This window comes from Janthinobacterium sp. HH106 (assembly GCF_001758725.1).
In the GTDB taxonomy this organism is placed as follows: Bacteria; Pseudomonadota; Gammaproteobacteria; order Burkholderiales; family Burkholderiaceae_D; genus Janthinobacterium.
In genome coordinates this window covers 615,774-642,068 of the sequence record NZ_LRIC01000002.1, presented here as the reverse complement: position 1 = coordinate 642,068, position 26,295 = coordinate 615,774, and the positions used below count along the sequence as shown (strand labels likewise).

Here is a 26,295-nt window from a genome sequence, read left to right as displayed (position 1 = left end):
TTCTCACAAGTCGAGTGCGTCAAGCACGTAAGGCATGGGCAGGAAATGCACGGCCGCACCCTGGGCCGAGCCGTAGCGCACGGCGCCGGCGGCGCTTGAACCTTCTTCGATCGCCCCCAGCTTCATTTCAACGAGGGCGTCGATGCCGCCATCACCGTTGGGTGCGGCGTTGACGACCATGCCGCAAGGTTGCTCGGGGTCGCTGACGGCAAACAGTTCGCCACCGGCCACGACGCTTGCGTCAGCGATGCTGACGAGGGTGGTGCGGCGCTTGAGCTTGCCCAGGTACTGGCTGCGCGCGACGATTTCCTGGCCCGGGTAGCAGCCTTTCTTGAAATTGACGCCGCCCAGCAGCTCGAAATTGACCATCTGCGGCACGAATTGCTCTTGCGTGGCGGCCGTGATTTGCGGGATGCCCGCATGGATGTCCGACAATTGCCAGGCGTCATTTCCGCCCTTGGCCAGTTTTTCAGCCAGCTGCGGCCACACGTCGCGTGCCGTGGCGGCCGACGTCAGCCATTCATAGCGGGGGCTGCCAAAGGCATCGGCCACGCGCAGCAGGGTGCCCAGCGCGTGCTCGACCTTGCTGAACGGCGTGGCGGGCAGGGCGGGGAACCAGGCCGACAGGGCCGCGCCAGCTTGCTTGCCGCCCAAGCCCAGGACGACCTGGTTCGCTTCATCAACGGATGCATCGTGCAGCTTGGCCTTGGCGCGCAGCACGAACATCTGCAGGCGCTTCTGGATGGCGGTCTGTATGGCGCGCGGCAATTGCAGATAAATGGTGGTGGCGTTGCGCCACATCAGGAAACTGGCCAGCAGCCGGCCTTTCGGCGTGCAGTAGCCGGCCAGGCGCACTTGCTCCTGGTTCAGGTGCTCCACGTCATTGGTCAGCTGGCCGTGCAGGAAACTGGCTGCCTCGTCGCCGTTCAAGCCGATCAAGCCCTGGTCCGTGATGGCCACGACAAAACCTTCTTGCAGCTGGGACACTGTCAGGGACTGGCCAAAATCGGCGATAGGGGCGGCGGCGATGGGGACGGTGCCGTCAGGCGCGCCATCGATGGCAGCGGGGCGGGCGCCTTGGGCGGTTAAAAATTGATTCCAGTTATTCATAATTTCCATTAGATCAGCGATTAAGCATTATCATTACGGGTTCATTATAGTGATGTCGCGCAGATTGCGTCGGCAGCGGCAAGATTGCCAGTGTTGGCGCCGCTTTGCGCGTACTTGCTTCACAAATGAACGATCATAACAAGCGCGCGCTGCCCGCCAGCGAGTGCATCACAAGAATCGGAACAATGGCTTTCTTTAAAAAACTTGTAGTCAGTTCAGTCATCGCCGCCATCGGCGTGGGCGGTACTTTTGTGTACTGGGCGCAGCAGCCCATCACCACGGACGGCGAAGCGATTCCGTTTACGATTGCGCCCGGCAGCGGCGCGCATGCGGCCGGCCAGCAGATCGCGGACGCGGGCGTGCCCATCGTGCCCATCCTGTTCAACATGCTGGCGCGCATCGAAGGCAAGACCTCGAAGATCAAGGCCGGTTCCTACGAGCTGAAGCCGGGCACGACGCCGCAGCGTCTGATCACGCAACTGGCGCGCGGCGAGTTCGCGCAGGAATCCTTGACCATCATCGAAGGCTGGACCTTCAGGCAGATGCGCATGGCCATGGCCAGCCATCCCGGTCTCAAGCACGATACCGTGGGCCTGTCCGACAAGGAACTGATGGCGAAGATCAGCCCCGAATATGTGCTGCCGGAAGGCTTGTTCTTCCCGGACACGTATCTGTTCGCCAAGGGCGCCAGCGAAATGCAGATTTTCAAGCAGGCGCACGCGGCCATGATAGGCCGCCTGTCCGAAGCGTGGGACAAGCGCGATCCGGCCTTGCCATATAAAAACCCGTACGAGGCGCTGATCATGGCGTCCATCGTGGAAAAGGAAACGGGACAAAAGTCCGAGCGGGCCATGATCGCCGGCGTCTTCGTCAACCGACTGAAGACGGGCATGCTGCTGCAGACGGACCCCACCGTGATCTATGGCATGGGCGACAACTACCAGGGCAAGATCCGCAAACGCGACCTGGAAGCGGACACCCCTTACAATACCTACACGCGCGGCGGCTTGCCGCCCACGCCGATCGCCCTGGCTGGCGCGCAATCGCTGACGGCGGCGCTGGCGCCGGCCCGTACGCAGGCGCTGTACTTCGTCGCGCGCGGCGACGGCACCAGCCAGTTCTCGGCCAACTTGCCCGACCATAACCGCGCCGTGAACCAGTACCAGCGCTAATATCCTTATCAAATCAAGAGCTTCATGACACAACACTATCAACCGCGCTTCATCACCTTCGAAGGCATCGACGGCGCGGGCAAGTCGACGCATATCGGCTTTGTTGCCGATTACCTGCGGCAGCGGGGCGTGAGCCTCGTCTCGTCGCGCGAACCGGGCGGCACCAGCCTGGGCGAAAAGCTGCGCGAACTGCTGCTGCATGAAAAGATGCACCTGGAAACGGAAGCCTTGCTGATGTTCGCCAGCCGCCGCGAACACATCGCGCAAGTCATCGCGCCCGCCCTGGAACGGGGCGAGTGGGTCATTTCCGACCGCTTTACCGATGCCAGCTTCGCCTACCAGGGCGGCGGCCGGGGCATGGACTTGCGCAAGATGGAGCAGCTGGAAGCGTGGGTGCACCCGCATTTGCAGCCGGACATCACATTCCTGTTCGATGTGCCGCTGGCCGTGGCTAGAGCCCGCCTGGATGCGACGCGCGCACTGGATAAATTCGAGCAGGAGCGATCGGATTTCTTTGCCGCCACGCGCAATGAGTATTTGCGCCGTGCGGCCCAGTTCCCGCAGCGTTTCCGCATCATCGATTCCACGCAAAGCATTGCCGACATCCAGGTGCAGCTCGCGCAATTGCTTGATGTATTGCTTGCACAAAGTGCTGTAACGCGCTGATTTAAAAGAAGAAGATATGACCATTTCTCTGTATCCGTGGCAACAGGACGCGTGGCAGCAGCTGCAAGCCCTGCGTCCGCGCATGCCGCACGCCATCCTGTTCCATGGCGCGCAAGGCATCGGCAAGGCCGACTTCATCGAGCATTTTGCGCAGGCGCTGCTGTGCGAAGACGTGCGCGCCGACGGCCATGCCTGCGGCGCCTGCGCCTCGTGCGGCTGGTTTAGCCAGGGCAACCATCCCGATTACCGCCGCGTGCGTCCGGAAGCGCTGGAAGACGAGGTGGCGGACGACGGCGAAGAGGGCGAAGGCGCGAAGAAAAGCGCCAAGACCAAGACGCCGTCGAAAGACATCAAGATCGAACAGATCCGCAACCTGGCCGACTTCATGAACATTTCCACGCACCGGCAAGGCTTGCGCGTGGTCGTGCTGTACCCGGCCGAGGCGCTCAACACGCCCGCCTCGAACGCCTTGCTGAAGACCCTGGAAGAGCCGCCGCCGGGCACCTTGTTCCTGCTGGCCTCGAACAGCCTGGACCGCCTGCTGCCGACGATCCTGTCGCGCTGCAGGAAATTTGCCTTGCCCATGCCCAGCCACGAGCAGGCCTTGACGTGGCTCAAGGCTCAAGGCTTGAACGATGCGGACAGCTGGCTGCGCGAGCAGGGCGGCGCGCCGCTGGCCGCGCTGGCCCAGTCCGAATCGGGCGGTCGCGAGGAAACGGAACAGTTGCTGCAAGTGCTGGCCAATCCCGGCGTGGAAGCGGCCCTGAAGGCGGCCGACAAATTGCAGAAGGCGCCGCTGGCGCCGCTCGTGGCATCGCTCCAGCGCTGGCTGTACGACGTGTTTTCCGTTAAATTGTCCGGCACCATCCGCTACTACCCGCGCCACCGGCGCGAACTGGAAGCGCTGGCCGGGCGCATCAACGTCAGCCGCCTGATGGCCGCCATCAAGGCGGCGAATGAGCGCCGCGCGATTGCCGAACACCCCTTGTCGCCCAAGCTGTTCCTCGAAGACATGCTGCTGGACTACGCGTCAAGTTGCCAATGAAATCAAGGGCTTGTGTTACTAAGTTAATGTAAATTATCTCTGCGCCGTTTGCCACGCTTGACCCCCGGTGTTACAGTCAGGCACTGGACAGCAACGGAGGCGTGCATGCAACGAGTCACTGGCATTGGCGGCATCTTTTTCCAGGCGCAAGACCCGGCCGCGCTGCGCGCCTGGTACCAGCGTCACCTGGGTCTGGACGTGCAGCCCTGGGGCGGCGCCGCCTTCACCTGGACGGACGCCGCTGGCCAGCCCACGGCCGGCACCACCATCTGGTCCGTGGCGGCCAAGGACAGCGAGCAGTTCGCGCCCGGCAAGGCGTCCTTCATGATCAATTACCGGGTCGACGACCTCGATGCGCTGCTGCAAGCGCTGCGCGACGAAGGCTGTAATGTGCTGGACAAGGCGCCGGACTCGGAATACGGCCAGTTCGGCTGGGTTATCGATCCCGAGGGCAACAAGGTGGAACTGTGGCAGCCGCCAGAAGGGCAGTAGGCGGGGCAATAGGCGAAACCTGCGCCATTCAGCGATAATACCGGCTCAGATAACGATCCCTATTGATTATGCGCGACATTATTGCTGGATTCCTACGTTTCCAAAAAGAGGTTTTTCCTGAGCGCCGCGAGTTGTTCAAGACCCTGGCCACAGGACAAACCCCGAAGGCCCTGTTCATTTCCTGCTCGGACAGCCGCATGGTGCCCGAACTGGTGACGCAGCGCGAGCCGGGCGAACTCTTCGTGATCCGCAACGCGGGCAACATCGTGCCTTCGTACGGCCCGGAGCCGGGCGGCGTCAGCGCCACGGTGGAATTTGCCGTGTCCGCCCTGAACGTGAGCGACATCGTCATTTGCGGCCATTCCGATTGCGGCGCGATGAAGGCGATCGCCACCTGCGCCTGCCTCGATCACATGCCGGCCGTGCGCAGCTGGCTGCACCATGCGGATGCTGCGCGCATGATCAACGAATCGGTCGACCATCCGACGGAGCAGTCGCGCATCGACGGCATGGTGCGCGCCAACGTGGTCGCGCAACTGAATAACCTGCGCACGCATCCCTCGGTGGCGCTGGCCATGGCGCAACATCGCCTGACCCTGCATGGCTGGGTGTACGACATCGAGAACGGTTCGCTCGACGCGCTCGACGAATCGACCGGCAACTTCGTTCCGCTCGCAGAACATCCGGCCTCGCAGATGTAATCGGCTGCCAGCATCCGAACCGCCCCGGCAGGGGATGCGCGCCGCCGCCGTTCCCCTGCCAGTTTTTGCTCCCTCCGGTACAATCCCGCCTTATGTATATCGATTCCCATTGCCATATCAATTTCCCCGAGCTGGCCGCTCGCATGCCCGAGATCCTCGCCAAGATGGCCGAGAACAAGGTGACGCACGCGCTGTGCGTGTCCGTCGACTTGCCGGACTTTCCGCAGGTGCTGGCCCTGGCCGAGCAGTATCCGCATATCTTTGCCTCCGTTGGCGTGCATCCCGATTACGAGGACACGCCTGAACCGTCGGTGGAAGACCTGGTGCGCCTGGCCGACCACCCGAAGATCATCGCCATCGGCGAGACGGGCCTCGATTATTTCCGCCTGACGGGCGACCTCGAGTGGCAGCGCGAGCGTTTCCGCACTCACATCAAAGCTTCAAGAATCACCCGTAAACCCTTGATTATTCACACAAGAGCGGCCAGCGAAGACACGATACGCATCATGCGCGAAGAGGGCGCGGGCGTGGCCGACGGCGGCGTGGCCGGCGTCATGCATTGCTTTACGGAATCGCTGGAAGTGGCGCGCGCCGCCATCGACATGGGTTTCTATATCTCGTTTTCAGGCATCGTCACGTTCAAGAGCGCCAAGGATTTGCAGGCCGTGGCGCTGGAAGTGCCGCTCGAGCGCATCCTGATCGAGACGGATTCGCCGTATCTGGCCCCCGTGCCGTTCCGCGGCCGCATGAACGAACCGGGTTACGTGGCCCACGTGGCCGAGTACCTGTCGACCCTGAAAGGCATCCCCCTGGACCAGGTGGCGAAACAGACGACGGACAATTTCTTCAAGCTATTCAATCAGTTGCCATAACTTCTTAAGGTCCGACATGATGAGAAAACTCGCTGCGGCGATGCTGCTGTGCTGGGCGACGGCCGGCCAGGCGGCGCCGGAACCGGATGCCTTCTTCCGCGCCGTCTCCGTCAACAACGACAGCGGCGTGCGCGGCATGCTGGCTGACGGCATGAATCCGAACCAGCCTGACGCGCAGCGCGGCGACATACCGCTCGTGCTGGCGCTGCGCGACGATGCGGACAAGGTGTTCAAGCTGCTGCTCGACGCACCCGGCATCGACATCGAGGCCCGTTCGGCCAACGGCAACACGGCGCTGATGATGGCCGCCTACAAGCACAAGCTGGACGCGGTGAACGCCTTGCTGGCCAAGGGGGCCAAGGTCAACCAGAGCGGCTGGACGGCGCTCCACTATGCGGCCTCGGCGGGTGACTTGCCCATCATGAAGATATTGCTCGACCGCGACGCCGTCGTTGATGCGCGCGCGCCTGCCAATATCACGCCGCTGATGTTTGCCGCCCGCGAAGGACAGGAGGGCGCCGTCAAGCTGCTGTTGTCCTGGGGCGCGGACGCCACCCTGAAAAGCGACCATGGCTGGACGGCCGTGCAGTTCGCCCAGGCCGGCGACAAGCCGGGCGTGGTCGCCATCATCGAAGCGGCCCAAAAGGCGCGTGCTGCCCGTAAATAAGTACATGTAAGTAATCGTTCTGATAATATTTTCCATGCCAGCGCCAAAACTGGCATGGAATTGCCTCTCACCTCAGCCCTTTGTTCTCCCTGGCGATTAACGATAATGATCGTGTCGCATTAATCAGGAGATTGTTCGCATGGGCCATCACACCACCGTCAGGCGCCGGCTGTATTGTCGCCGCCCCTCGCGCAGCCCGTGCGATATCACTGCTTTCTGGAATGACAAAACCGATCGGCCATCGGAGCCAGACTCCAAGAGGACAGACATGCTGAATGAACGAGAAATCGAGAGTTGTTACCTGGGGCAATTTATCCCCGTCCATTACCACCACAATATGTTGATGGACCAGAACCGCATGCACGGGTTCAAGTCGGCGATCGATTACGCGGTGAAACCCGGCATGAAGGTGCTGGAACTGGGAGGCGGCACGGGCGTGCTGTCGTGGTTTGCGGCAGCGCGCGCCGACAAGGTCTGGTGCGTGGAGTTCAATCCGGACATGGTCAAGGAAGCGCGCAAGATGCTGGCGCTCAACCCGAACGGTGAAAAAGTCGAAGTCGTCCATGCGGACGCCTTCGAATACCTGCCGCCCGAGCCCGTCGATGTGGTCATCTGCGAAATGATTCATGTGGGCATGCTGCGCGAAAAACAGGTGGAAGTGATCGAATCGTTCAAGCGCCGCTACCTGGCCCGCTTCGGCGGCCCGCTGCCCATCTTCCTGCCCGAAGCCGTCATCATGGCCGTGCAGCCGATGCAGCAGGAATACGATTTCGAGGGGTTTTATGCGCCCATCGTGCAATTCCAGGAAACCACGGCCATCCACCCGGGCGTGCTGGAACTGGCGCCGCCGTCCGTCTACAGCATCATCGACTTCAGCCAGCCGACGGACAGCGTGTTCGGTTTCGACGGCAAGTTCGTCGTCGAGCGCAGCGGCACCTTGAACGCCTTGCGTTTCGTCACCAAGAATATCCTGGCCGTCGTGCCCGAGCGCTCGACCACCATCGACTGGCTGAACCACTACATGTGCCTGCCGCTGGCCGCGCCGGTGGCCGTGAAGGCGGGCGACGTGCTGCAAGTGAGCTTCCAGTACCGCGCGGGCGGCTCGATCCCCTCGCTGGAAACGTCGATCCGCGCGCAGGTGATCTATGACGTGAATCTGCAGCCAGTGACGCAGAATCCCGTCTACGCCTGAGTATCATTGATTTAAAGATAACGCCGCAGCGATTTCATCCTGCGGTGTTTGTCCATTCAGGGTATATTCCGTCTTTTACCACTGGACAGCTTTATTATCATGGAACAGATCGATCAGCGTTACCTCGTGCAACAGAACAAAATCAGCGACGGCGAGACCAAACCGCCCGTGTTTGCCAAGGTAATGCGCAGCAAGGAAGGCGTGTTTGAAGGCGTGTCCTTCATCAAGTCGAAGGACAAGGCCTCCATCCTGACCATCGAAGAGGCCAACCAGGCCATCAAATGGGCCGCCAGCAAGAAGCCGAACGCGCATGAGTACATCACGAAAGTGATTTGCGTCGGCCAGTAAGCCCCCGTTCATTCCCGTTTTTGTACCGTTCATCCCCGTAGCACGCAGTTCATCGCACGGCCGTTGCCGCCCCCCGCGGCGCTTGGCTATAGTGCCGTCACGGTAGCGGGGCAAGCACGGCTTGCTCCGCACATTTCATTCGAGGGGAACGCGATGCTGGGATTCGTGCTGTGGCTGCTGCTCTTGCTGGTGTGCTGGCCCCTGGCCTTGCTGGCTCTCGTGCTGTATCCGCTGGCCTGGCTGCTGTTGCTGCCATTTCGCCTGATCGGCATCGGCGTGGAAGGTGTGTTCGAATTGCTGCGCGCCATCGTCATGCTGCCGGCTCGGGTGCTCGGTGGCGGGCGGCATTAAACTGGATTCCCCATAAAAAATGGCGCCGTCGGCGCCATTTTTTATGCGTGTGCTGTTTACAGGTCGACCATGAAACCGGCGCCGATCGATTTCTGCGAATAGTTATAGTCGATCAGGCTCTGGCCATAGCCGGAGAACAGCTGCAGATAGCCTTTCAGGTTGGCTTTCAATGGGAAAGCCCAGCTGGCCTGCATCGAGCCATGCTTTTTGCTGAAATTGCGGCGCGCCGTCACGGCGTATTCATGGCCCTTGTTGCGGTAGCTCACGCGCAAGTCGCCATGTCCCATGTAATCGGTGATGTCGATATTGTCGTTGTCCGTCGCGCTGTTGTCGAGGCGGTGCCAGATGCGGCCCGTGACGGCCAGGTTGTCTTTTTCCACGCCCAGCTCGGCATACACGCGGTTCCAGCTGCGCGACAGGGTCGAGGTCTGGCCATTCGACTGGTGCACGAGGCCCAGGTTCAGGTAATTGAATTCCAGGCCCGCGAAATTCTTGTTGATCGGCAAGATCAGCATCAGCTCCGGCTGGTAATTGGTCTCGCGGAAGGGGCTCGAAGCCTTGCGGTTATACGCCTGCCAGAAACTTTGCTGCGTGTAGCCGAACCACATGTCGATGGGCGTGCCGGCGATGTCTTCCAGCAGTTTCATCTTGAAACTCAGCTGGAAGGTCAATTCCACGTGCTGGCTCTTGATGCCGGCCGGCGTGAAATCCTGGAACGGTTCGTCGTTCGAGGCGTCGCTGTAATTGGCCAGCAACAGGTAAGTGTCGCGGTGCGGGCGGAAGTTGAACAGGCCCCGCTTCGAAGCGTCGTTCAGTTCCCACGATTGCTGGGTGCGCGAAATCGGTGCTTCCGGCGGCGCCGCGCCAGCCTGCGCGATGGCGGGGATGGCGGCGTTGACGGCGTCCGGCGTGGCCACGCCAGGGGGGCTGACGGGCGTGATGGGGGCGACCTCGGCAGCCGCTGCCAGGGCTACGGCAGCCGTGGCAGGATCGCCGCCAGCGGCGATGGTGGCTTTTTCCGCCGCCTTGGCCAGGGTGTCGAAGCAGCCCAGGCGGGCGCTGGCGTCACCAAGCACGGCGCAACGCTGCATTTGCTGTTCCAGTTCGCCGGCCATGGTCAGCGCCGGCGACGCCAGCAGGGAGGAGAGGATTATTTTTCTTAGTTGGATGGTCATAGGCTGAGTGGGGCATGTCATTCGGTGCGCACCTGGGCTGCATGCCGGCGGCGTCGCCTTGCACGATAATTCACCGTGCGTATTGATTTTGATTAATCTTTGCTGGATTAATAAAGTTGAAAGTATAGCCGAAACTCTTATTTGTCCTGTGCAACGCGCGTGCGCGTTAATGTCAGTGTTGCGCGCATGGTAAAAACCGGTTACCCGCTACCGCCAAAATCGATGTCTGCTACACTGGAAAACCGGCGCAAACACAGTCGTGCCGGGGCTAGCCATGGAGATTGTGATGACCCGCAAAACACCTATCGAGCGCTACCGCAACATCGGCATCAGCGCCCATATCGACGCCGGCAAGACCACCACCACCGAGCGCATCCTGTTTTATACGGGGGTCAATCACAAGATCGGTGAAGTGCACAACGGTGCCGCCACCATGGACTGGATGGAGCAGGAGCAGGAACGGGGCATCACCATCACCTCGGCCGCCACCACCGCGTTCTGGAAAGGCATGGCGGGCAACTTCCCCGAACACCGCATCAACATCATCGACACGCCCGGCCACGTGGATTTCACGATCGAGGTGGAGCGTTCGATGCGCGTGCTCGACGGCGCCGTGATGGTCTACGACGCCGTCGGCGGCGTGCAGCCCCAGTCCGAGACCGTCTGGCGCCAGGCCAATAAATACCATGTGCCGCGCATCGCCTTCATCAACAAGATGGACCGGGTGGGCGCGGATTTCTTGCGCGTGCGCAAGCAGATCGGCGAGCGCCTGAAGGGCGTGGCCGTGCCCATCCAGCTGCCCATCGGCGCGGAAGAGCATTTTACGGGCGTCATCGACTTGCTGAAAATGCGCGCCATCACCTGGGACGACGCCAGCCAGGGAGTGCAGTTCAGCTATGGCGAGATTCCCGCCGAGCTGCTGGCGCAGGCGCGGGAATGGCACGAGCACCTGGTCGAACAGGCGGCTGAAGCGAGCCTCGACATGACGGAGCGCTACCTGAATGGCGACACGTTCACGGAAGCGGAACTCAAGCAGGCTTTGCGTGCGCGCACCATCCGCAACGAAATCGTGCCCATGCTGTGCGGCAGCGCCTTCAAGAACAAGGGCGTGCAGGCCATGCTCGACGCCGTCATCGAATACCTGCCGTCGCCGCTGGAAGTGCCGCCCATCATGGGCCACGACGAGCACGACAACGAGGTGGAGCGCCATCCGGCCGACGACGAGCATTTCTCGGCGCTGGCCTTCAAGATCATGACGGACCCGTTCGTGGGGCAGCTGACCTTCTTCCGCGTGTATTCGGGCGTGGTGAACTCGGGCGACATGGTCTACAACCCCACCAAGAGCGCGCGCGAGCGGCTGGGGCGCATCCTGCAGATGCATGCGAACGAGCGCAAGGAAATCAAGGAAGTGTATGCGGGCGACATCGCCGCCGCCGTGGGCCTGAAAGCCGTCACCACGGGCGACACCCTGTGCGCCATCGACCACATCATCGTGCTGGAAAAGATGATCTTCCCGGAACCCGTGATTTCCCAGGCCGTCGAACCGAAGACCAAGCCGGACCAGGAAAAGATGGGCATCGCCCTGAACCGCCTGGCGCAGGAAGACCCGTCGTTCAGGGTGCATACGGACGAGGAATCGGGCCAGACCATCATGTCGGGCATGGGCGAACTGCACCTGGAAATTCTGGTCGACCGCATGCGGCGCGAATTCGGCGTGGAAGCGAACGTGGGCAAGCCGCAGGTGGCGTATCGCGAAACCATCACGCGCGCGGTGGAAGATATCGAGGGCAAGTTCGTCAAGCAATCTGGCGGACGGGGCCAGTACGGCCACGTGGTGCTGAAACTTGAACCGCTGGAGCCGGGCACGGGCTACCAGTTTGTCGACGCCATCAAGGGCGGCGTGGTGCCGCGCGAATTCATTCCCGCCGTCGACAAGGGCATCATCGAAACCCTGAAGGCGGGCGTGCTGGCCGGCTATCCGGTCGTCGACGTCAAGGCCACGTTGACGTTCGGCTCCTACCACGACGTCGATTCGAATGAAAACGCGTTTCGCATGGCCGGTTCCATCGCCTTCAAGGACGGCATGCGCAAGGCCCATCCCGTGCTGCTGGAACCGATGATGCAGGTGGAGGCGGAAACGCCGGAAGAATTCATGGGCAACGTCATGGGCGACTTGACGGCGCGGCGCGGCATGGTGCAGGGCGTCGACGACATCCCCGGCGGCGCGGGGCGCATCGTCAAGGCCCTCGTGCCGCTGGCGGAAATGTTCGGCTATTCCACCACCCTGCGCTCGCTGACCCAGGGCCGCGCCACGTACACGATGGAATTCAAGCATTATGCGGCCGTGCCCAAGCATATCCTGGATCAGGTGGCCTCGGCCGGCAAGGCCAGGTAGGTCGGATTAGCGGGGCAACGCCCCGCGTAATCCGACACCACCACCGGCCGTGCCAACAATGTTGTCGGCTTACGCGCCTTGCGCTAAGCCGACCTACGCATCAATTCAGTAGGTTTTGCGCAATGATGGCGTCCGCCATCTTCTCCGCCTCGCCCACGGGCTGGCTCAGCGCCTGGGTCGTGTAGACGGTGGACGCCGCCATCGGCTGGTCCAGGGTCGCCCCTTCGCCATGGCGCGTGTCGACCGTCACCGTGGTCGACAGGCCGATGCGCAGCGGGTGGGCGGCCAGCTCTTTCGGGTCCAGCGTGATGCGCACGGGCACGCGCTGTACCACCTTGATCCAGTTGCCCGTGGCGTTTTGCGCCGGCAACAGCGAAAACGCGCTGCCCGTGCCGGCCGACATGCCCAGCACCTTGCCGTGGTAGACGACTTTGCTGCCATACAAATCCGTTTCGATGGTCGCCGCCTGTCCCACGCGGATATTGCGCAATTCGGACTCCTTGAAGTTCGCGTCGACCCATAACTGGTCGAGCGGCACGATGGACATCAGGGGCGTGCCCGGCGTCACGTGCGTGCCCAGTTGCACGCTGCGCTTGGCCACATAGCCTGAAACGGGCGCGACCACGGCATTGCGGCGCACGGCCAGCCACGCCTGCAGCACGTCACCCTTGGCCGACAGCACGGCCGGATGGCTGGCCAGGTTCACGCCGGTCACGCCCGCTTTGGCGGACTCGGCCTGGCGCTGGGCCACGATCAAGGCCGCTTTGGCGTCGTCGACGGCCTGTTTCGCATGAACAAGGTCTTCGCCCGAGATCGTGTGATCCGCCGCCAGCGGCGCGCGGCGCGCCAGGTTGCCCTGCGCCGTGGCCAAGGCCAGGCGGCGCTGCTCGATGACGGCGTCGTACTGCGCCACGCTGGCATAGCGTTCGCGCTCCTGGCGCACGACGTTGCCCAGGCGCGCCTCGGCCTGGCTCAGGGCCAGGTCCGCATCGATGGCGTTCAGCGTGATCAGCGGGGCGCCCGCCTTGACCATCTGCGTTTCGTCGGCGCGGATGGCGTCGACATTGCCCGTCACTTGGGCGGACAGGGTGACGAGGTTGCCGCCTACGTAGGCGTTGTCCGTCACTTCTTCCCTGGACAGCACCAGTTGATAGTAGGCGGTCCAGGCGGCGCCGGCCACGAGAAAGGCGGCCGTGATGGCGATCAGGACGGCCTTGCGTTTGCCCGGCTGTTCGGTGGAGGTGGTTGTGGTGTCGCTGCTCATGATGTATTCCGTAATCGATCGTTATTGTTGAGTCGTCGTGGCGGCAAAGTCGCTGCTGCCCCGGTAGCCGCCGCCCAGGGCCACGGTCAGGCTGATTTCCGCGTTCTGGCGCTGGTTTTGCAGCTGCATGCCCAGGTCCACCTGGCCGCGCACGGTCATTTCCGCGTTCAGTTGCGTGGCGCGGTCGGCCAGCCCTTGCTTGAGTCGCGCATTCGCGTTGCGCAGCTGCGCTTCGCTGGCGCGCAGGTTGTCCTGCTGCAGCCGCAGCTGGTTTTCCACGCCTTGTACCCTGGCACCGGCCTGCGCCACGTCGCGCACGACATTGAAGACGTTCTGGTTGTAGTCCGCGATCAGTTCGTTGCGTTCGCTGCGCGCGCCGGCAAGCTGCGCCTGCAGGCGGCCGCTGTCGAACAGGGGCAAGGACAGGGCAGGGCCGATGAACAGGGTGCGGCTGCCCGATTGCAGCAGCTTGCCCAGTTTGATCGCATCGAGGCCGAACGAGGCCCCCAGGTCGATATCGGGGTAGAACGATGCCTGCGCCGCCTCGATCTTGCTCATCGAAGCCTGTACCCGCCAGCGGGCCGCCTGCAAGTCGGGCCGGCGCGCCAGCAATTCCATGCCCAGCTTGCCGGGCAGGGCGTGCGGCAGGGCCTGGGCAACTTTTGGCTGCAGGCCGGCCAGCGCCGAGCTGTCGCCGCCGAGCAGGGCGCGCAAGGCTTCCCGTTCCGTGACGACCTGCGTTTCCAGCAGGGCAATTTGTTGCTGCAGCAGGCTCAAACGCGTTTGCGCGGACAGATGGTCGTCGCTGACGCCAAGGCCGTTGGCGATGCGCTTTTCCTTGTCCAGCACCAGCAGCTGTTGCAGTTGCACCAGCGCATGCAGGTTGTCCATGCGGGCCCAGCCGTTTTGCATGCTGAAGTAGTGGCGGGCGATCTCGGCCGCCAGCATCTGTTCCGCCATCGCGTATTCGGCACGGCGCGCGTTGACTTCGCCCAGACTGGCGGCGATCTGCGCCTTGTGCTTGCCCCACCAGTCCAGGTCGTAATGGGCTTGCACGCCCACCGTGACCTCGTTGTAGTAATTGCCGCCGATGGGGGCGGGCATCAGGCCGTTGCCCGAATAGCGCTGGCGGCTGGCGTTCGCGCCCAGGTCGACGCTGGGGCCGCGCTGCGCGTGTTGCGCGTCAAACGCGGACAGGGCCGAGCCGATGCGGGCATTCGCCACAGCCAGGTTCGGGCTGGCGGCCAGCGCCTGTTCGATCAGCTGGTCCAGCTGATCGTCCTGGAACTGGCGCCACCACTGGGCGGCGGGCCAGCCTTCGCTGGCCAGGTGGATGTCGGCCGCCAATTGCACGGTGGTCAGGTCTTGCTGCGGCAGCTGTTGCGTGTCGGGCGCAATGCTGGCGCAGCCGGCCAGGGATAAGCTTAGCGCCAGGACGCTGAGGGAGAGTTTCATCGGTGTGTGCATGAGGGTTATTCCATGGCCGCGTGGTCGACCACGACAGGCGCATTTTTCTTCGGTGGTTTAATCAGGAGCAAGAGCGGCAGCACGAGGATGGTCAGCCACATCATCAGCCAGAAGTCGTCGAGATAGGCGATCATCGATGCCTGCCGCGTGATTTCGCCATTCAGCGCCGCCATGCCCGTGCTCGTGCCCAGGTCGAACACCTGGGCGATGCCGGGGTCATGCAGGGCCGGGTTGGCGATAGTGATGTGTTCCGTCAGGGACGCATGGGCGATCTGCGTATTGCGCACCAACAAGGTCTGCACGAGGGCGATGCCGATGCTGCTGCCGATATTGCGCATCAGACTGTAGATGGCCGTGCCTTCCGCCCGCATCTGCGGCGACAGGGTGGCGAACGTGGCCGCGCTCAGGGGCACGAACACGAGGCCCAGGCCGATGCCTTGGATGATGCCATTCCATACGACCGTCTTCGGTACCAGGTCCAAGGTGAAGTTGGCCATTTGCCACAGTGAAAACGCGGTAATGGAAAAGCCCACGCCCAGCAGGATGCGCGTATCGATCTTGCCCGTCAGCCTGCCGACAATCAGCATGGCCAGCATCGTGCCCAGGCCGCTGGGCGCCGTCACCAGGCCGGCAATGGCCGCCGGGTAATTCATCAAGCCTTGCAGCATCGACGGCGTCAGCGCGCGGGTGGCGAACAGCACCATGCCGACGATGAAGATGAACAGCAGGCCGCTCACATAGTTCGAATTCTTCAGCAGGCGGTAGTCGAGGAAGGACTTGCCGGCCGGGCGCAGGGCCGTGTGGGCGATGAAGTAACACAGGCTCATGGCCAGCACGATGGCTTCGATCCACGTTTCCGTGGAGGAAAACCAGTCGTTCTGCTCGCCCCGGTCCAGCAGCATCTGCAGCGCGCCGATGGACAGGCTGAGCGTCGCAAAGCCGAACATGTCAAAGTTCATGCGGCGGTTGGGCGGGTCCTTGCGGATGTAGCGCCAGATGCCATAGAAGGCCATGGCGCCGATGGGGATGTTGATGAAGAAGACCCAGCGCCAGCTGTAGCTGTCCGTCAGCCAGCCGCCCAGGGTCGGACCGAGGATGGGGCCGATCATCACGCCCATGCCCCAGATGGCCATGGCCGAGCCGTGTTTTTCGCGTGGATTGATGTCGAGCAAGACCGCCTGCGACAGCGGCACGAGGGCCGCGCCGAATACGCCCTGCAGCAAGCGGGCGGCAACGATCTCGGACAGGGTACCGGACAGGCCGCACAGCACGGAGGCGAGCGTGAAACCGGCGACCGACACGAGAAAGGTGTTTTTCTGGCCGAAACGGTCGCACAGCCAGCCCGTCAGGGGCGTGGCGATGGCGGCGGCGACGATGAACGAGGTCAGCACCCAGGTGATCTGGTCTTGCGAGGCGGACAGGCTGCCTTGCATGTGGGGCAGGGCGACGTTGGCGATGGTGCCGTCGAGCGCCTGGATGATGGTGGCGAGCATGATCGAAATCGTGATCATGCGCCGGTTCAAGGTAGGGTCCTGTGAAGCGGGCAGCGCCGGCGTGGCACTGGCTGTGGCCGAACTCATGCGGATTTCTCCGTGGCCGCCTGTAGCGCTTCCAGCAGTTCGGTGGCGGCCTGCAGCTGACCGGGATCAATGCCCTGCAGCAGTTCCTTGCGGAAACCGTCCGCTTCCTTGCGCACCGTGTCATACACCTGCAGGCCAGCTTCCGTCAGCACGACGAGTTTCACGCGGCGGTCCGTTTCCGACGGCTGGCGCTGCACGAAGCCCGATTTCACGAGCCGGTCCAGCATCGACACCATGGTGGGGTTTTCCACGCCCAGCTGATGGGCCAGTTCGCTTTGCGAGGGCGGCTGCGGCGATTTGGCGATCATGGCGATGCACATCCAGCTCGCTTGCCCCAGGTCCAGGTCCTTCAGGCGCCGGTCAATCGCATGGCGCCAGCCGCGCGCCGTCTTGTGGAGCGCGGCGGAAAAGCGCTCTTCGATAGAAATCATAAGGTGAGTCGTCTAATGGTTAGGTGTCTAACTAATATTCTAGCATGCGGGTTTGACAGGCGTACAGGCCTTTCCGTTTGTCGGCGCCGCTGGTACATTAACAGTGAGCCCACCACCATCAGGAGACAGCATGACGACGGAAAAACAGAAGCAGGACGGACAGCACCGCGACAGCAGCGACTTTGTCATCACGCAAACCTTCGACGCGCCGCGCGAGCTGGTGTTCCAGTCGTGGGTGGAGCCGGAACGCCTGGCCCAATGGTGGGGTCCCGTCGGCTTCGAATTGAGCGTGCTGGCGCTGGACTTGCGGCCGGGCGGCGTCTTCCATTACGGCATGCGCGCCGACAATGGCTATGAGATGTGGGGCAAGTTCACCTACCAGGCCATTGAAGCGCCGGAAAAGATCGTCTCGATTTTGTCATTCGCCGACAAGCAGGGCAATGCCGTGCAGCACCCGGTCAGCGCGACGTGGCCTTTGGAATCGTTCAATGTCATGACGCTTACCGAGGAAAACGGCAAGACGACGATGACTTTGCGGTCGACGCCGCACAAGGCCACCGAGGAGCAGCATGAGACGTTCAAGCAGGGGTTTGAGTCGATGAAGCAGGGGTTTAAGGCTACTTTTGCCCAACTGGCACAGTACCTGGCGCGTGTTCAGTGATCGTATTGTTTTGAACGGCGGGCCAGAGCCGCGAGCCTGAGAAAATGGCCATGGCTGCGTTGCTTGGGCTCGCCGTACATGCGTACTGTCTTCGCCCGCGCGCCTTGCCCTGGCCATTTTTCAGGCCCGCTGGGCCCGGGGAGCCTGGGTTGGCAGCGGTTGTCTACTCGGCTTGATCTTGTGCTCGTGGTTTCTGAGGAGCGTTAAACCGCAAAGCGGTTTGGCGGAAGTAACTTAAGGAGTTATTCAACATCGTCGCTTACTATTTCTTTTTTTCGAGTTTCTAACAACTCATCAATCTTAACGGGAAGTTGTAGAAATTTATCCACAACCATAGTTGACAATGGTATTTTGCACTCTCGAAGCATTCCGGCCATAAAGCCATCAGCTCGAAAGACATCAACGTACGGTAGATAAATTGCATGGTAGCAATCGGGGAAATCACTAGATTTTGGACTTCTCGGTAGCTTAGCCACGACCGACCGTCGTGCTATATGCATCGCCAATGTAACAGAACAAGTCAAACCCGGTGATGCTTGCCAACTATCTTCTGTAAGCTTCGGAGTCGCTCCAATTTGTAGTGCCAATTTATTTGCTAGGCGACTACTGCTGCCAGCCAAAACTTCATAGAACGCACGCACTGACAAGTCAAGTAGTTTTTTAGAATCACCCCCCGCATCAGTATGCTCCACCATCATTTCTTCGAACTGCTTACGTGCCTCATCAAGTGCAGTTTCAAACTCGCCTCCGATCTCGCGTAGGTGACGAGACATATCAGAGGCTCTTCCCCAATCTTTTTTATACCAATTGCCAAATACTTCTAAGTCAGTTATTGAGTCATATAATGCTTTTGATGCCTCTTTTCGGGAAGCATCTCCGATAAAGTATCTCCTAAATGTACGGATGGCGTCAGTTGTCAAAGGAAGGTTATTAGCAGCGATACTTCCTGTCGCACTATTCGCATCTCGCATTTCTCCGTACCAAAGTGCTGTCGGCTTTCCATTTTTCAGATATTTTCTTCTTTCAAGTCGCCCCATTTTTTCAATATCTTGTTGCACAGATTTTTCTACGTCAGGAATAATTTCAGAGAAATCAAATGCGGCTGGTAACCAATTAGCATCACTGCGAAAGATGTGAGAGCGACCATCGTTGGAGGCTGAAATTGCATTAGATGAGACTTCGTAAGCTATTAAATCAATAGGGTGAATTAAAGAGTTCTTTCCGCAAATTTCCTGGATGGTTTTCAATCTTTCAATTGCTGCTGGAATGGAATCCGGGATTGTTGGGGCCGCCTCAACGACATGTGCCTCACTAAAGCGAATTTGAATTAGGCCTTTGTCACGTTTTGTTAGTAAGTAATTTATTACATCGCTATATTCGGATGGCTTTTTTTTGACATTCGCGATATCGGAAAAATCGCTGCTATCTAGATAAACTTGAATAGGTTGCACAATCAAACCTTTGTCGTTAATTAAAATAACTTTTATTGCTTAATCTGTTGACTAAGGTAGCGTAACTTCTAGTGTTGGATATGCTTTTACTGTTATGTTGCCTGCTTCAGGCACTACTTTCATCATTTCGCCGCCATCCCCAGCATCTCCCGCACCACCGGCAAAATCATCCCCCAAGCATTCGACGTCGCGGCAATCTCGTCATAATGACTGGCCCCCGGCAAAATCAGCACCTCCGCATGGTCGCCGGCCAGCCGGGTCTTGGCCGCATAGTCGTGCGCGACTCTGGGCGGGGAGATGGTGTCGAGCTCTCCGGTCGCCAGCACGGTGCGGCTGCCGTTGGGGAGCAGGTCGGCGGCGTTGGTGTCGCTGTAGATGTCGGGGCGCTCAGTGCTGGCGCTGCCTGCCAGTTGCGCGATGTCGCGCTCGCAGCTGGTCTTGATCAACTCCTTTTCATGGCGCAGGTCGGCCAGGCCGCCCAGGCTCAGGATATTTTTGATCGGCAGATACTGTTCGCGGTACAGGGGGCTGGTCTTTGGCAGCTTTTCGCGGCCGGCGATCCATTGCACCAGCTGGCCGCCGGCCGAGTGGCCCATGGCGAGGATGCGGCGCGTGTCGATCTGGTACCGGGGCGCGTGCTGCTGCAGGCTGTCGAGCGCCGCGTGCATGTCTTCGTAGGTGCCCGGATAGCCGCCGCCTGGCTCGTCGACGCGGCGGTACTCGACATTCCACACGGCGATGCCTTGCGCGACGAGGGCGCCGGCCACGTTGCGCATCTGTTTGATCCCGCCGAAGGCCACCGTCCAGCAGCCGCCATGGACGAGCACGACGACGGGGAACGGGCCGCTGCCTTCGGGCCGGAACAGCTGCGCGTATTGCGACGGCGCGGGGCCATAGGCGATCTGCGCCGTGGGGGCGGGGCCGCTCAGGGCCAGGTAATCGTCCAGGCTCATGGGGGCGGCGACGGCGCCGTGGACGGAGGCGAGCAGGGCGGTGGCGATCAGGGAGAACGGCAAGGTGGTAGGCATGCTGGGATTCGCTTGAGAAGAGAGCAACACTTTAGCATAGGGCCGCGTGGGGGGAGAGATCAAGGGGCATGCTGTTTTCCTCCTGCAAGAGCGTTGCCCCATGGTATATTTCGGGCATCAGTTTTCCCCTTATCGACACGGTGCACGCAAACAACATTCTTTCCTTGCTGGACGCCGAGCATAGTGCGCTGGGCAGCATCGCGGCAGGCGCCGACCTGGCCCATGCATTGGAGCATTTGTTGCTGGCGCTGCAAGACCTGGCCGAGGGCGGTGCACATGCCTGCCTCGTGCTCATCGACGAGGCCGACCGCTTTTGCGGCCTGTCCGCGCCCAGCCTGCCGCAAGACCTGTGCCTGGCCCTGCGCCACGGCGGCGAACAGCCTTCCCCATTCGGCACGGCGGCCTTTTCCGGCGCGCCCGTATATTGCGGCGATATGACGCGCGACGTGCACTGGAGCGCGGGACGCAAGGAAGCCATGCTGCACGGCTACCGTGCCTGCTGGGTCGCCCCCATCTTTGGCGCGAAGGGGCATATCCTGGGTGTGCTGGGCCTGTTTTTCCAGGCGACATGCCATCCCACGCAACCGGAAATCGAACTGCTGGCGCTGGCCGCGCGCGTGGCCGCGCATGTCATCGAGCGGGGCCAGCTGGAACAGGCGCTGCACGACAGCCGCGAACACTTTCATTACGCCATCGAGCTCAACACACAAGTGCTGTGGACGGCCGACCTCGACGGCAAGCTCGACTATGTGGCGCAGCGCTGGCGCGACTGGACGGGCGGCAGCGGCCTCGGTACCAGCTGGCTGGACGCCATCCATCCCGAGGACGTGCCCCGCACACTGGCGGCGTGGAGCGAAGCGGTGGGCAGCGGCCAGCCCCTGGACCAGGAAATGCGCGTGCGCCGGCAGGATGGCCAGTACCGCTGGGTGCATTCGCGCGCGTATTGCCGGCGAGACGAGCGCGGCCAAGCCGTGAAATGGTATGGCTCCTGCGAAGATATCGACGAACACTGGCAGGCGCGCAACGCCTTGCTCGACAGCGAGGCGCAGTTCCGTTCGCTTGCCTCGACCATGCCCAACCAGGCCTGGCTGGCGCATGGCAGCGGCGCCACCTACTGGGTCAACGAACAGGTGTGCGAATACACAGGGCAATCGATGAAGTCGCTCGTATCGAGCGGCTTTCGCCACTGCGTGCATCCGGACGACGTGCAGATCACGCAGAAAAGCTGGGACCGGGCCGTCGCCACAGCCAGCGCCTATGAACAGGAGTTCCGCATGCGCCGCGCCAGCGACGGCGCCTACCGCTGGTTCCTGGCGCGCGCCTTGCCCCTGTTCGACGAGGCGGGCAAGGTGCTGCGCTGGGTGGGCACGAATACGGACGTGCAGGAACAGAAGAACGTGCTGGAAAAAATGGCCTACCTGAATTCCTCGCTGGAAGTGGAAATGGCCAACCGCACGGCAGACCGCGACCGCATGTGGCGGCTGTCCACCGACATCATGCTGGTGGCGGACCTGTCCGGCATGATCATTGCCGTCAACCCCGCATGGAGCAAGATCCTCGAGCGCCCGGAAATCGAATCGCTGGGCATGGACTTCATCAGCCTCGTGCATCCCGACGACCGCATGGCGGCCCTGCAGGACTTGTCGCGCCTGGCCCACGGCGCACCCACCTTGCGCATGGAAAACCGCTACCGCCGGCGCGATGGCGGCTACCGCTGGATTTCCTGGACGGCCGTGCCGGCGCAAAAGCTGATCCACGCCATCGGCCGCGACGTCACCGATGAAAAAGAGGCGCGTCTGGCGCTCGTGCGCAGCGAGCAAGCCTTGTTGCAGGCGCAAAAGCTGGAATCGATCGGCAAGCTGACGGGCGGCGTGGCCCACGATTTCAATAACGTGCTGCAAATCATCTCCGGTAATTTGCAGTTGCTGAAGCTGACCGTGGCCGATAATCCGCAGGCGGCCAGGCGCCTCGATTCAGCCGCCTCGGCCGTCGAGCGGGGCGCCAAGCTGTCGTCGCAACTGCTGGCCTTTGCACGGCGCCAGCCATTAAAACCGCTGGTGACGGACCTGGGCCGGCTGCTGCGCCGCATGCACGAGCTGATCCGCCGCGCCCTGGGCGAGGCGATTACCGAGGAAACCTTCATCAGCGAAGGCTTGTGGCATACCCTGGTCGACCCGAACCAGATGGAAAACGTGCTGCTGAACATGGCCATCAATGCGCGCGACGCGATGGACAAGGGCGGGCGCCTCACTTTTACCTTGAGTAACGTCACGCTCGACGCCGCCTATGCCAGCCTGCATGCCGATGTGCTGGAGGGGCAATACGTGCTGCTGACCATCACGGATACGGGCCACGGCATGGAGCGCGACGTGATCGACCAGATATTCGAACCGTTCTTCACGACGAAAAAGGAAGGCGAGGGCACGGGCCTGGGCCTGTCCATGGCTTACGGCTTCATCCGCCAAAGCGCGGGTCACATCAAGGTGCACAGCGCGCCGGGCGCCGGCACGACTTTTAAAATTTATCTGCCCCGTTCGCTGGAAAAGCTGGCCGAACCGCCGCCTGGCCTGACGGGCCCCGTGCTGGGCGGCGGCGAGACCATCCTCGTGGTGGAAGACGACGCGCCCGTGCAGCACACGGTGGTCGACATGTTGCGCGGCCTCGGCTACGACGTGCTGCATGCGGACGATGGCGCCTCGGCGCTGGCCCTGCTGGGCACGGGCGTGGCCATCGACCTGCTGTTTACGGACGTTGTCATGCCCGGTCCCGTCAGCAGCAAGGAGCTGGCGCAGCAGGCGAGATTGCTGCTGCCGGACCTGGCCGTGCTGTTTACCTCGGGCTATACGCATAACGCCATCATGCGCGGCGGGCGCCTGGACGCTGGCGTCGAGTTGTTGAGCAAACCCTATCGGCGCGAAGACCTGGCGCGGCGCATCCGCCATTTGCTGGCCGACCGCCGCCTGGTGGGCGCGCCCGATCCGTCCGGGCGGCGCATCTTGCTGGTGGAGGACAATGACGATGCGCGTGAAATGACCACCGAGATGCTCAATATGCTGGGGCACACCGTGCACGGCGTGGCCAGCGCGGAAGCGGCCATGCCGCTGTTGGCCATGCCGGGCCTGGACGTGCTGGTGACGGACATCAGCCTGCCCACCATGTCCGGCCTGGAGCTGGCGCGCCATGCGCGCGCGCACTGGCCGCAGCTGGAGGTGGTGTTTGCTTCAGGACACGACTGGGGCGCCAGCCTGATGCAGGACGCCAGCGCGCGCTTCCTGCGCAAGCCGTTTGGCCTGGAAGAGCTGGCCAGCGCACTGAAGGCACGCCGGCTCGACGTCTACTGACCTGGCGGCAGCAAGGCCCGCTGTAATTGCTTGACGGTAAATGGTTTCACCAGAAAGCGCGCCTGCGGGTCGAGCACGCCGGAATTGGCCGGCGCATGGCCGGTGGAAAACACCACTTCCAGCTGCGGATAGTCGCGCGCCGCCAGCTCGGCCAGCTGGACGCCCGACATCTGCGGCAGGCTGATATCGGTCAGCAGCAGATCCAGTCCCGGCGTGCCCAGCAGCGGCAGGGCTTCCTCGGCCGTGCCCACGGCCAGCACCGTGTGGCCGAGCATGGCCAGCAGTTCGCTCGTCATCGCGCGCGCGTCGGCATTGTCTTCCACCAGCAGGATATGCCTTCCCTCCGGCAGCGCCGGCGCAGGCTGCGGCGCCAGCTGCGCACGGTACTGGTGCAGGGCCGTCACATGGCGGCCATTGGCCAGCAGGTGGCGGATGCGCCGCGCCAGGTCTTCGCGCCGGTAGGGCTTGCTCAACAGCTCCACGCCCGGCTCCAGGCGGCCGCCTTGCATGATGGCGTCCTGCGTGTAGCCCGAGGTAAACAACACGGCCAGCTGCGGCAGCAGCAAGCGGGCCTGGCGCGCCAGTTCCGTGCTGGCTACCTTGCCCGGCATTACCACGTCCGTAAACAGCAGGTCGATGGGCACGCCGCTGCCGACGATGGCCAGCGCGCTTTCGCCGTCGCTGGCGCGCAGCACGACGTAGCCGAGGCCGCGCAGCATGTCCACCACCGTCGTCTGCACCTGCACGTCGTCTTCCACGACGAGGATGGTTTCCTTGCCGCCCAGCACGGGACCGCCCAGTTGCAGCGGCAGTTCCGTTTCCGCTTCGAGCGAGCGCGGCAGGTAGATGCGGAAGGTGCTGCCGTGGCCTGGCAAACTGTCCACCGTCAGGTGGCCGCCGCTCTGGCGCAGGAAACCGTACGCCATGGACAGGCCCAGTCCCGTGCCTTCGCCCTCGCTTTTGGTCGTGAAGAACGGTTCGAAAATCTTGTCCAGCAGCTCGGCGGGAATGCCCGTGCCCGTATCCGAGACGGCAAGCTGCACGTAGTCGCCGGGCGCCACGTCCGCATGGTGCGCCGCGTAGCCGCTGTCCAGCACGCTGTTGCTCAGTTCGATGGTCAGCTGGCCCTGGCCATTCATGGCGTCGCGCGCGTTGATGGCTAGGTTGAGGATGACGTTTTCCAGCTGGTGCGGGTCGACCAGCGCGCGCCAGCAGTCGTCGGCCAGCAGCAGACGCGTCTCGATGCTTTCGCCCGTGGCGCGCCGCAGCAGCTCTTCCGTCGAACGCAGCAGCTGCGCCAGGTCCGTCACCAGCGGTTTCAACGGTTGACGCCGCGCAAACGCCAGCAGCTGGGCCGACAGCTTGGCGCCCCGTTCCACGGCGGACGAGGCGCTGGCGATGCGCTTGGCAGCCAGCGGGTCGCCATCCAGGGTCATCTGCAGCAGTTGCAGATTGCCCGAGATAATTTGCAGGACGTTATTGAAATCATGGGCCACGCCGCCCGTCAGCTTGCCCAGCGCTTCGAGCTTTTGCGATTGCAGCAGGGCCATCTCGCTGTGGCGCAACGATTCCTGCATGCTGAGCAAGGTGCTTTCCGCCTCCTTTTCCAGGGTGACGTGGCGCCCGGTGGCAAACACCAGGTCGCCTTCGGTCGCCGCCACCCACGACAGCCAGCGGTGGCCGCCATCGCGGTGCCGGTAGCGGTTTTCAAAGCTGGGCATGGCTTCCCGCGACACTTGCGCCAGCGCCTGGCGCGTGGCGGCGGCATCTTCGGGCAGCACGAAGTCGAACAGGCTGCGGCCCAGCATTTCCTCGGGCAGCCAGCCCAGGATGGCGCTGGCGGCCGGGTTGACGGCGGTAAAGCAGCCTTCGGCATCGATGGCGACCATCAGGTCTTGCGCGCTGCGCCACAGCCGTTCGCGCTCGCTGTTGCGCGCGGCCAGGTCCGCTTCCAGCTTCTTTTCCACGGTGATGTCGCGCGCGCTGCAATACACCTTCTCGCCTTCGGGCACGGCCACCCACGACAGCCAGTGCCAGCCGCCGAGCTTGTGGCGGTAGCGGTTTTCGAAGCGTAGCGCCGGCTGGCCCTGGTTGGCCGCCTCCCAGGCCGCATGGGTGCGCGGCAAGTCTTCGGGATGGATCAGTTCAAAAAATTTCGTCGTGCGGATTTCCTCGACCGACCAGCCCAGGGTGGCTTGCCAGGCGGGGTTCGAATGCTCGAAATAGCCGTCGAGGTTGAGCACGCCCAGCAAGTCGGGGCTGACGTTCCAGGTGCGGCCGAACTCGCGCGTGCGCTCGGCCACCTGTGTTTCCATGGTGGCGCTGAGGTCGCGCAGGCGCGATTCCGCCCGGGCCCGCAAAATGGTCGACCAGACCCGTTCCGACACTTGCACGGCCAGTTCGATTTCGTCCGCATGCCACAGCCGTGCCGCGCTGCTGTGCACGACGAACAGGGCCGCCAGCCGGCCTTCCTTGGCAATGGGAATGTTCAGGAAGGCACGGATGCCCAGGCGCGCAAACGTGGCCAGCGCGGCCGGCATGGCCGTGCGCGGGTCGCTCGCTACATCGCTGACGGCCAGCGCCTGGCCGGCGGCCAGCGCATCGGCCAGGCGTGCGGCATAATCGCCGAGGAAATACTCGCCGGCGGCGCCGGGCGCCAGGCCGTCGCTCCACGCATGCTGCAGGGTAGGGCATTGCAGGCTCTGATCGATATCGAAACAGGCCACCTGCTGGGCGCCCAGGCGCTGTCCCAGCAGCTGCGCTGACAGGGACAGGATCTCGCCCGTGTCCTGCAGCAGCCGCAGCCGGCGTTCCAGCTGCAGCAAGAAGGCGACGCCGCTGGCGCCGGCCTGGCCGCGGGGGGCGGGTGTGATGGTCATGCCGGCC

Annotated in this window: 22 protein-coding genes; 13 read left to right on the top strand and 9 right to left on the bottom strand. The window is 62.4% G+C overall.

Annotated features, from left to right (window positions below):
* Positions 1-3: 3 nt before the first annotated feature.
* On the bottom strand, positions 4-1,119 hold the full coding sequence (locus tag JAB8_RS03465; RefSeq protein WP_070288480.1) for a folate-binding protein YgfZ: 1,116 nt from the start codon (positions 1,117-1,119) through the stop codon (positions 4-6).
* Between the two features lie 176 nt (positions 1,120-1,295).
* On the opposite strand from JAB8_RS03465, the gene mltG reads away from it, so the two are divergent.
* The 10 genes from mltG to JAB8_RS03415 all read left to right on the top strand — a co-directional run bounded on the left by mltG (position 1,296) and on the right by JAB8_RS03415 (position 8,616).
* Positions 1,296-2,282 carry an endolytic transglycosylase MltG gene (mltG, locus tag JAB8_RS03460; RefSeq protein WP_070288479.1) on the top strand — a complete coding sequence of 329 codons (987 nt, stop codon included), beginning with the start codon at positions 1,296-1,298 and terminating at the stop codon, positions 2,280-2,282.
* Between the two features lie 24 nt (positions 2,283-2,306).
* Positions 2,307-2,948, top strand: a complete 642-nt coding sequence (gene tmk / locus JAB8_RS03455; protein ID WP_070288478.1) for a dTMP kinase — start codon at positions 2,307-2,309, stop codon at positions 2,946-2,948.
* Positions 2,949-2,964: 16 nt separating this feature from the next.
* The gene (locus tag JAB8_RS03450; RefSeq protein ID WP_070288477.1) at positions 2,965-3,993 is read left to right on the top strand and encodes a DNA polymerase III subunit delta'; all 1,029 of its coding nucleotides are present in this window, start codon (positions 2,965-2,967) and stop codon (positions 3,991-3,993) included.
* Positions 3,994-4,098: 105 nt separating this feature from the next.
* Positions 4,099-4,485 (top strand): VOC family protein, encoded by a 387-nt coding sequence (locus JAB8_RS03445; RefSeq protein ID WP_070288476.1) that lies wholly within the window; start codon positions 4,099-4,101, stop codon positions 4,483-4,485.
* A gap of 68 nt (positions 4,486-4,553) precedes the next feature.
* Positions 4,554-5,186, top strand: coding sequence for a carbonic anhydrase (locus JAB8_RS03440; protein ID WP_034756156.1), 633 nt, complete (start codon positions 4,554-4,556; stop codon positions 5,184-5,186).
* A 92-nt stretch (positions 5,187-5,278) separates the two neighbouring features.
* On the top strand, positions 5,279-6,058 hold the full coding sequence (locus JAB8_RS03435; RefSeq protein WP_070288475.1) for a TatD family hydrolase: 780 nt from the start codon (positions 5,279-5,281) through the stop codon (positions 6,056-6,058).
* 16 nt (positions 6,059-6,074) lie between these two features.
* Entirely contained in the window at positions 6,075-6,725 is a 651-nt protein-coding gene (locus tag JAB8_RS03430; RefSeq protein WP_070218344.1) for an ankyrin repeat domain-containing protein, read from the top strand.
* Between the two features lie 268 nt (positions 6,726-6,993).
* Complete coding sequence (locus JAB8_RS03425; RefSeq protein ID WP_070218343.1) at positions 6,994-7,917, top strand: methyltransferase domain-containing protein; 924 nt, start codon at positions 6,994-6,996, stop codon at positions 7,915-7,917.
* A 99-nt stretch (positions 7,918-8,016) separates the two neighbouring features.
* Positions 8,017-8,265, top strand: a complete 249-nt coding sequence (locus JAB8_RS03420; protein WP_070218342.1) for a hypothetical protein — start codon at positions 8,017-8,019, stop codon at positions 8,263-8,265.
* 153 nt (positions 8,266-8,418) lie between these two features.
* Positions 8,419-8,616: a hypothetical protein gene (locus tag JAB8_RS03415; protein ID WP_070218341.1), complete on the top strand. Its 198-nt coding sequence runs from the start codon at positions 8,419-8,421 to the stop codon at positions 8,614-8,616.
* Positions 8,617-8,672: 56 nt separating this feature from the next.
* Here the strand turns inward: JAB8_RS03415 and JAB8_RS03410 are convergent, their stop codons facing one another.
* The gene (locus tag JAB8_RS03410; protein WP_254679433.1) at positions 8,673-9,791 is read right to left on the bottom strand and encodes a phospholipase A; all 1,119 of its coding nucleotides are present in this window, start codon (positions 9,789-9,791) and stop codon (positions 8,673-8,675) included.
* 286 nt (positions 9,792-10,077) lie between these two features.
* Here JAB8_RS03410 and fusA point away from each other — a divergent pair, with 286 nt between their 5' ends.
* Positions 10,078-12,186 carry an elongation factor G gene (fusA, locus tag JAB8_RS03405; RefSeq protein ID WP_070288564.1) on the top strand — a complete coding sequence of 703 codons (2,109 nt, stop codon included), beginning with the start codon at positions 10,078-10,080 and terminating at the stop codon, positions 12,184-12,186.
* A 100-nt stretch (positions 12,187-12,286) separates the two neighbouring features.
* Here the strand turns inward: fusA and JAB8_RS03400 are convergent, their stop codons facing one another.
* From JAB8_RS03400 to JAB8_RS03385, 4 genes are read right to left on the bottom strand one after another with little or no spacing between them, the layout of a single operon-like run.
* Positions 12,287-13,450 (bottom strand): HlyD family efflux transporter periplasmic adaptor subunit, encoded by a 1,164-nt coding sequence (locus tag JAB8_RS03400; RefSeq protein WP_070288473.1) that lies wholly within the window; start codon positions 13,448-13,450, stop codon positions 12,287-12,289.
* Between the two features lie 21 nt (positions 13,451-13,471).
* Positions 13,472-14,905 (bottom strand): efflux transporter outer membrane subunit, encoded by a 1,434-nt coding sequence (locus JAB8_RS03395; protein WP_083287554.1) that lies wholly within the window; start codon positions 14,903-14,905, stop codon positions 13,472-13,474.
* Positions 14,906-14,922: 17 nt separating this feature from the next.
* Positions 14,923-16,497, bottom strand: coding sequence for a DHA2 family efflux MFS transporter permease subunit (locus tag JAB8_RS03390; protein WP_070288471.1), 1,575 nt, complete (start codon positions 16,495-16,497; stop codon positions 14,923-14,925).
* Positions 16,494-16,928 carry a MarR family transcriptional regulator gene (locus tag JAB8_RS03385; RefSeq protein ID WP_070218336.1) on the bottom strand — a complete coding sequence of 145 codons (435 nt, stop codon included), beginning with the start codon at positions 16,926-16,928 and terminating at the stop codon, positions 16,494-16,496. Before JAB8_RS03385 ends, JAB8_RS03390 begins: the two co-directional genes overlap by 4 nt.
* Positions 16,929-17,058: 130 nt before the next feature.
* On the opposite strand from JAB8_RS03385, the gene JAB8_RS03380 reads away from it, so the two are divergent.
* Positions 17,059-17,589, top strand: coding sequence for an SRPBCC domain-containing protein (locus tag JAB8_RS03380; protein WP_070288470.1), 531 nt, complete (start codon positions 17,059-17,061; stop codon positions 17,587-17,589).
* Positions 17,590-17,831: 242 nt separating this feature from the next.
* On the opposite strand, the gene JAB8_RS28810 is transcribed toward JAB8_RS03380, so the two are convergent.
* Entirely contained in the window at positions 17,832-19,040 is a 1,209-nt protein-coding gene (locus JAB8_RS28810) for a hypothetical protein (RefSeq protein ID WP_139142924.1), read from the bottom strand.
* 122 nt (positions 19,041-19,162) lie between these two features.
* Entirely contained in the window at positions 19,163-20,068 is a 906-nt protein-coding gene (locus JAB8_RS03375; RefSeq protein ID WP_070288469.1) for an alpha/beta hydrolase, read from the bottom strand.
* Positions 20,069-20,136: 68 nt separating this feature from the next.
* Between JAB8_RS03375 and JAB8_RS03370 the strand changes: the two genes are divergently transcribed.
* Positions 20,137-23,409: a PAS domain-containing protein gene (locus JAB8_RS03370; protein WP_254679432.1), complete on the top strand. Its 3,273-nt coding sequence runs from the start codon at positions 20,137-20,139 to the stop codon at positions 23,407-23,409.
* Here JAB8_RS03370 and JAB8_RS03365 read toward each other — a convergent pair.
* Positions 23,403-26,288 (bottom strand): PAS domain S-box protein, encoded by a 2,886-nt coding sequence (locus JAB8_RS03365; protein WP_070288468.1) that lies wholly within the window; start codon positions 26,286-26,288, stop codon positions 23,403-23,405. The two genes, JAB8_RS03370 and JAB8_RS03365, sit on opposite strands and share 7 nt — an antisense overlap.
* Positions 26,289-26,295 lie beyond the last annotated feature (7 nt).

What these genes read in the sequence shown, in the direction of transcription:
- JAB8_RS03465 (WP_070288480.1), bottom strand. Translation starts at nt 1,119, where the DNA reads ATGGAAATTATGAATAACTGGAATCAATTTTTAACCGCCCAAGGCGCC.
- mltG (WP_070288479.1), top strand. Translation starts at nt 1,296, where the DNA reads ATGGCTTTCTTTAAAAAACTTGTAGTCAGTTCAGTCATCGCCGCCATC.
- tmk (WP_070288478.1), top strand. Translation starts at nt 2,307, where the DNA reads ATGACACAACACTATCAACCGCGCTTCATCACCTTCGAAGGCATCGAC.
- JAB8_RS03450 (WP_070288477.1), top strand. Translation starts at nt 2,965, where the DNA reads ATGACCATTTCTCTGTATCCGTGGCAACAGGACGCGTGGCAGCAGCTG.
- JAB8_RS03445 (WP_070288476.1), top strand. Translation starts at nt 4,099, where the DNA reads ATGCAACGAGTCACTGGCATTGGCGGCATCTTTTTCCAGGCGCAAGAC.
- JAB8_RS03440 (WP_034756156.1), top strand. Translation starts at nt 4,554, where the DNA reads ATGCGCGACATTATTGCTGGATTCCTACGTTTCCAAAAAGAGGTTTTT.
- JAB8_RS03435 (WP_070288475.1), top strand. Translation starts at nt 5,279, where the DNA reads ATGTATATCGATTCCCATTGCCATATCAATTTCCCCGAGCTGGCCGCT.
- JAB8_RS03430 (WP_070218344.1), top strand. Translation starts at nt 6,075, where the DNA reads ATGATGAGAAAACTCGCTGCGGCGATGCTGCTGTGCTGGGCGACGGCC.
- JAB8_RS03425 (WP_070218343.1), top strand. Translation starts at nt 6,994, where the DNA reads ATGCTGAATGAACGAGAAATCGAGAGTTGTTACCTGGGGCAATTTATC.
- JAB8_RS03420 (WP_070218342.1), top strand. Translation starts at nt 8,017, where the DNA reads ATGGAACAGATCGATCAGCGTTACCTCGTGCAACAGAACAAAATCAGC.
- JAB8_RS03415 (WP_070218341.1), top strand. Translation starts at nt 8,419, where the DNA reads ATGCTGGGATTCGTGCTGTGGCTGCTGCTCTTGCTGGTGTGCTGGCCC.
- JAB8_RS03410 (WP_254679433.1), bottom strand. Translation starts at nt 9,791, where the DNA reads ATGACCATCCAACTAAGAAAAATAATCCTCTCCTCCCTGCTGGCGTCG.
- fusA (WP_070288564.1), top strand. Translation starts at nt 10,078, where the DNA reads ATGACCCGCAAAACACCTATCGAGCGCTACCGCAACATCGGCATCAGC.
- JAB8_RS03400 (WP_070288473.1), bottom strand. Translation starts at nt 13,450, where the DNA reads ATGAGCAGCGACACCACAACCACCTCCACCGAACAGCCGGGCAAACGC.
- JAB8_RS03395 (WP_083287554.1), bottom strand. Translation starts at nt 14,905, where the DNA reads ATGAAACTCTCCCTCAGCGTCCTGGCGCTAAGCTTATCCCTGGCCGGC.
- JAB8_RS03390 (WP_070288471.1), bottom strand. Translation starts at nt 16,497, where the DNA reads ATGAGTTCGGCCACAGCCAGTGCCACGCCGGCGCTGCCCGCTTCACAG.
- JAB8_RS03385 (WP_070218336.1), bottom strand. Translation starts at nt 16,928, where the DNA reads ATGATTTCTATCGAAGAGCGCTTTTCCGCCGCGCTCCACAAGACGGCG.
- JAB8_RS03380 (WP_070288470.1), top strand. Translation starts at nt 17,059, where the DNA reads ATGACGACGGAAAAACAGAAGCAGGACGGACAGCACCGCGACAGCAGC.
- JAB8_RS03375 (WP_070288469.1), bottom strand. Translation starts at nt 20,068, where the DNA reads ATGCCTACCACCTTGCCGTTCTCCCTGATCGCCACCGCCCTGCTCGCC.
- JAB8_RS03370 (WP_254679432.1), top strand. Translation starts at nt 20,137, where the DNA reads ATGCTGTTTTCCTCCTGCAAGAGCGTTGCCCCATGGTATATTTCGGGC.
- JAB8_RS03365 (WP_070288468.1), bottom strand. Translation starts at nt 26,288, where the DNA reads ATGACCATCACACCCGCCCCCCGCGGCCAGGCCGGCGCCAGCGGCGTC.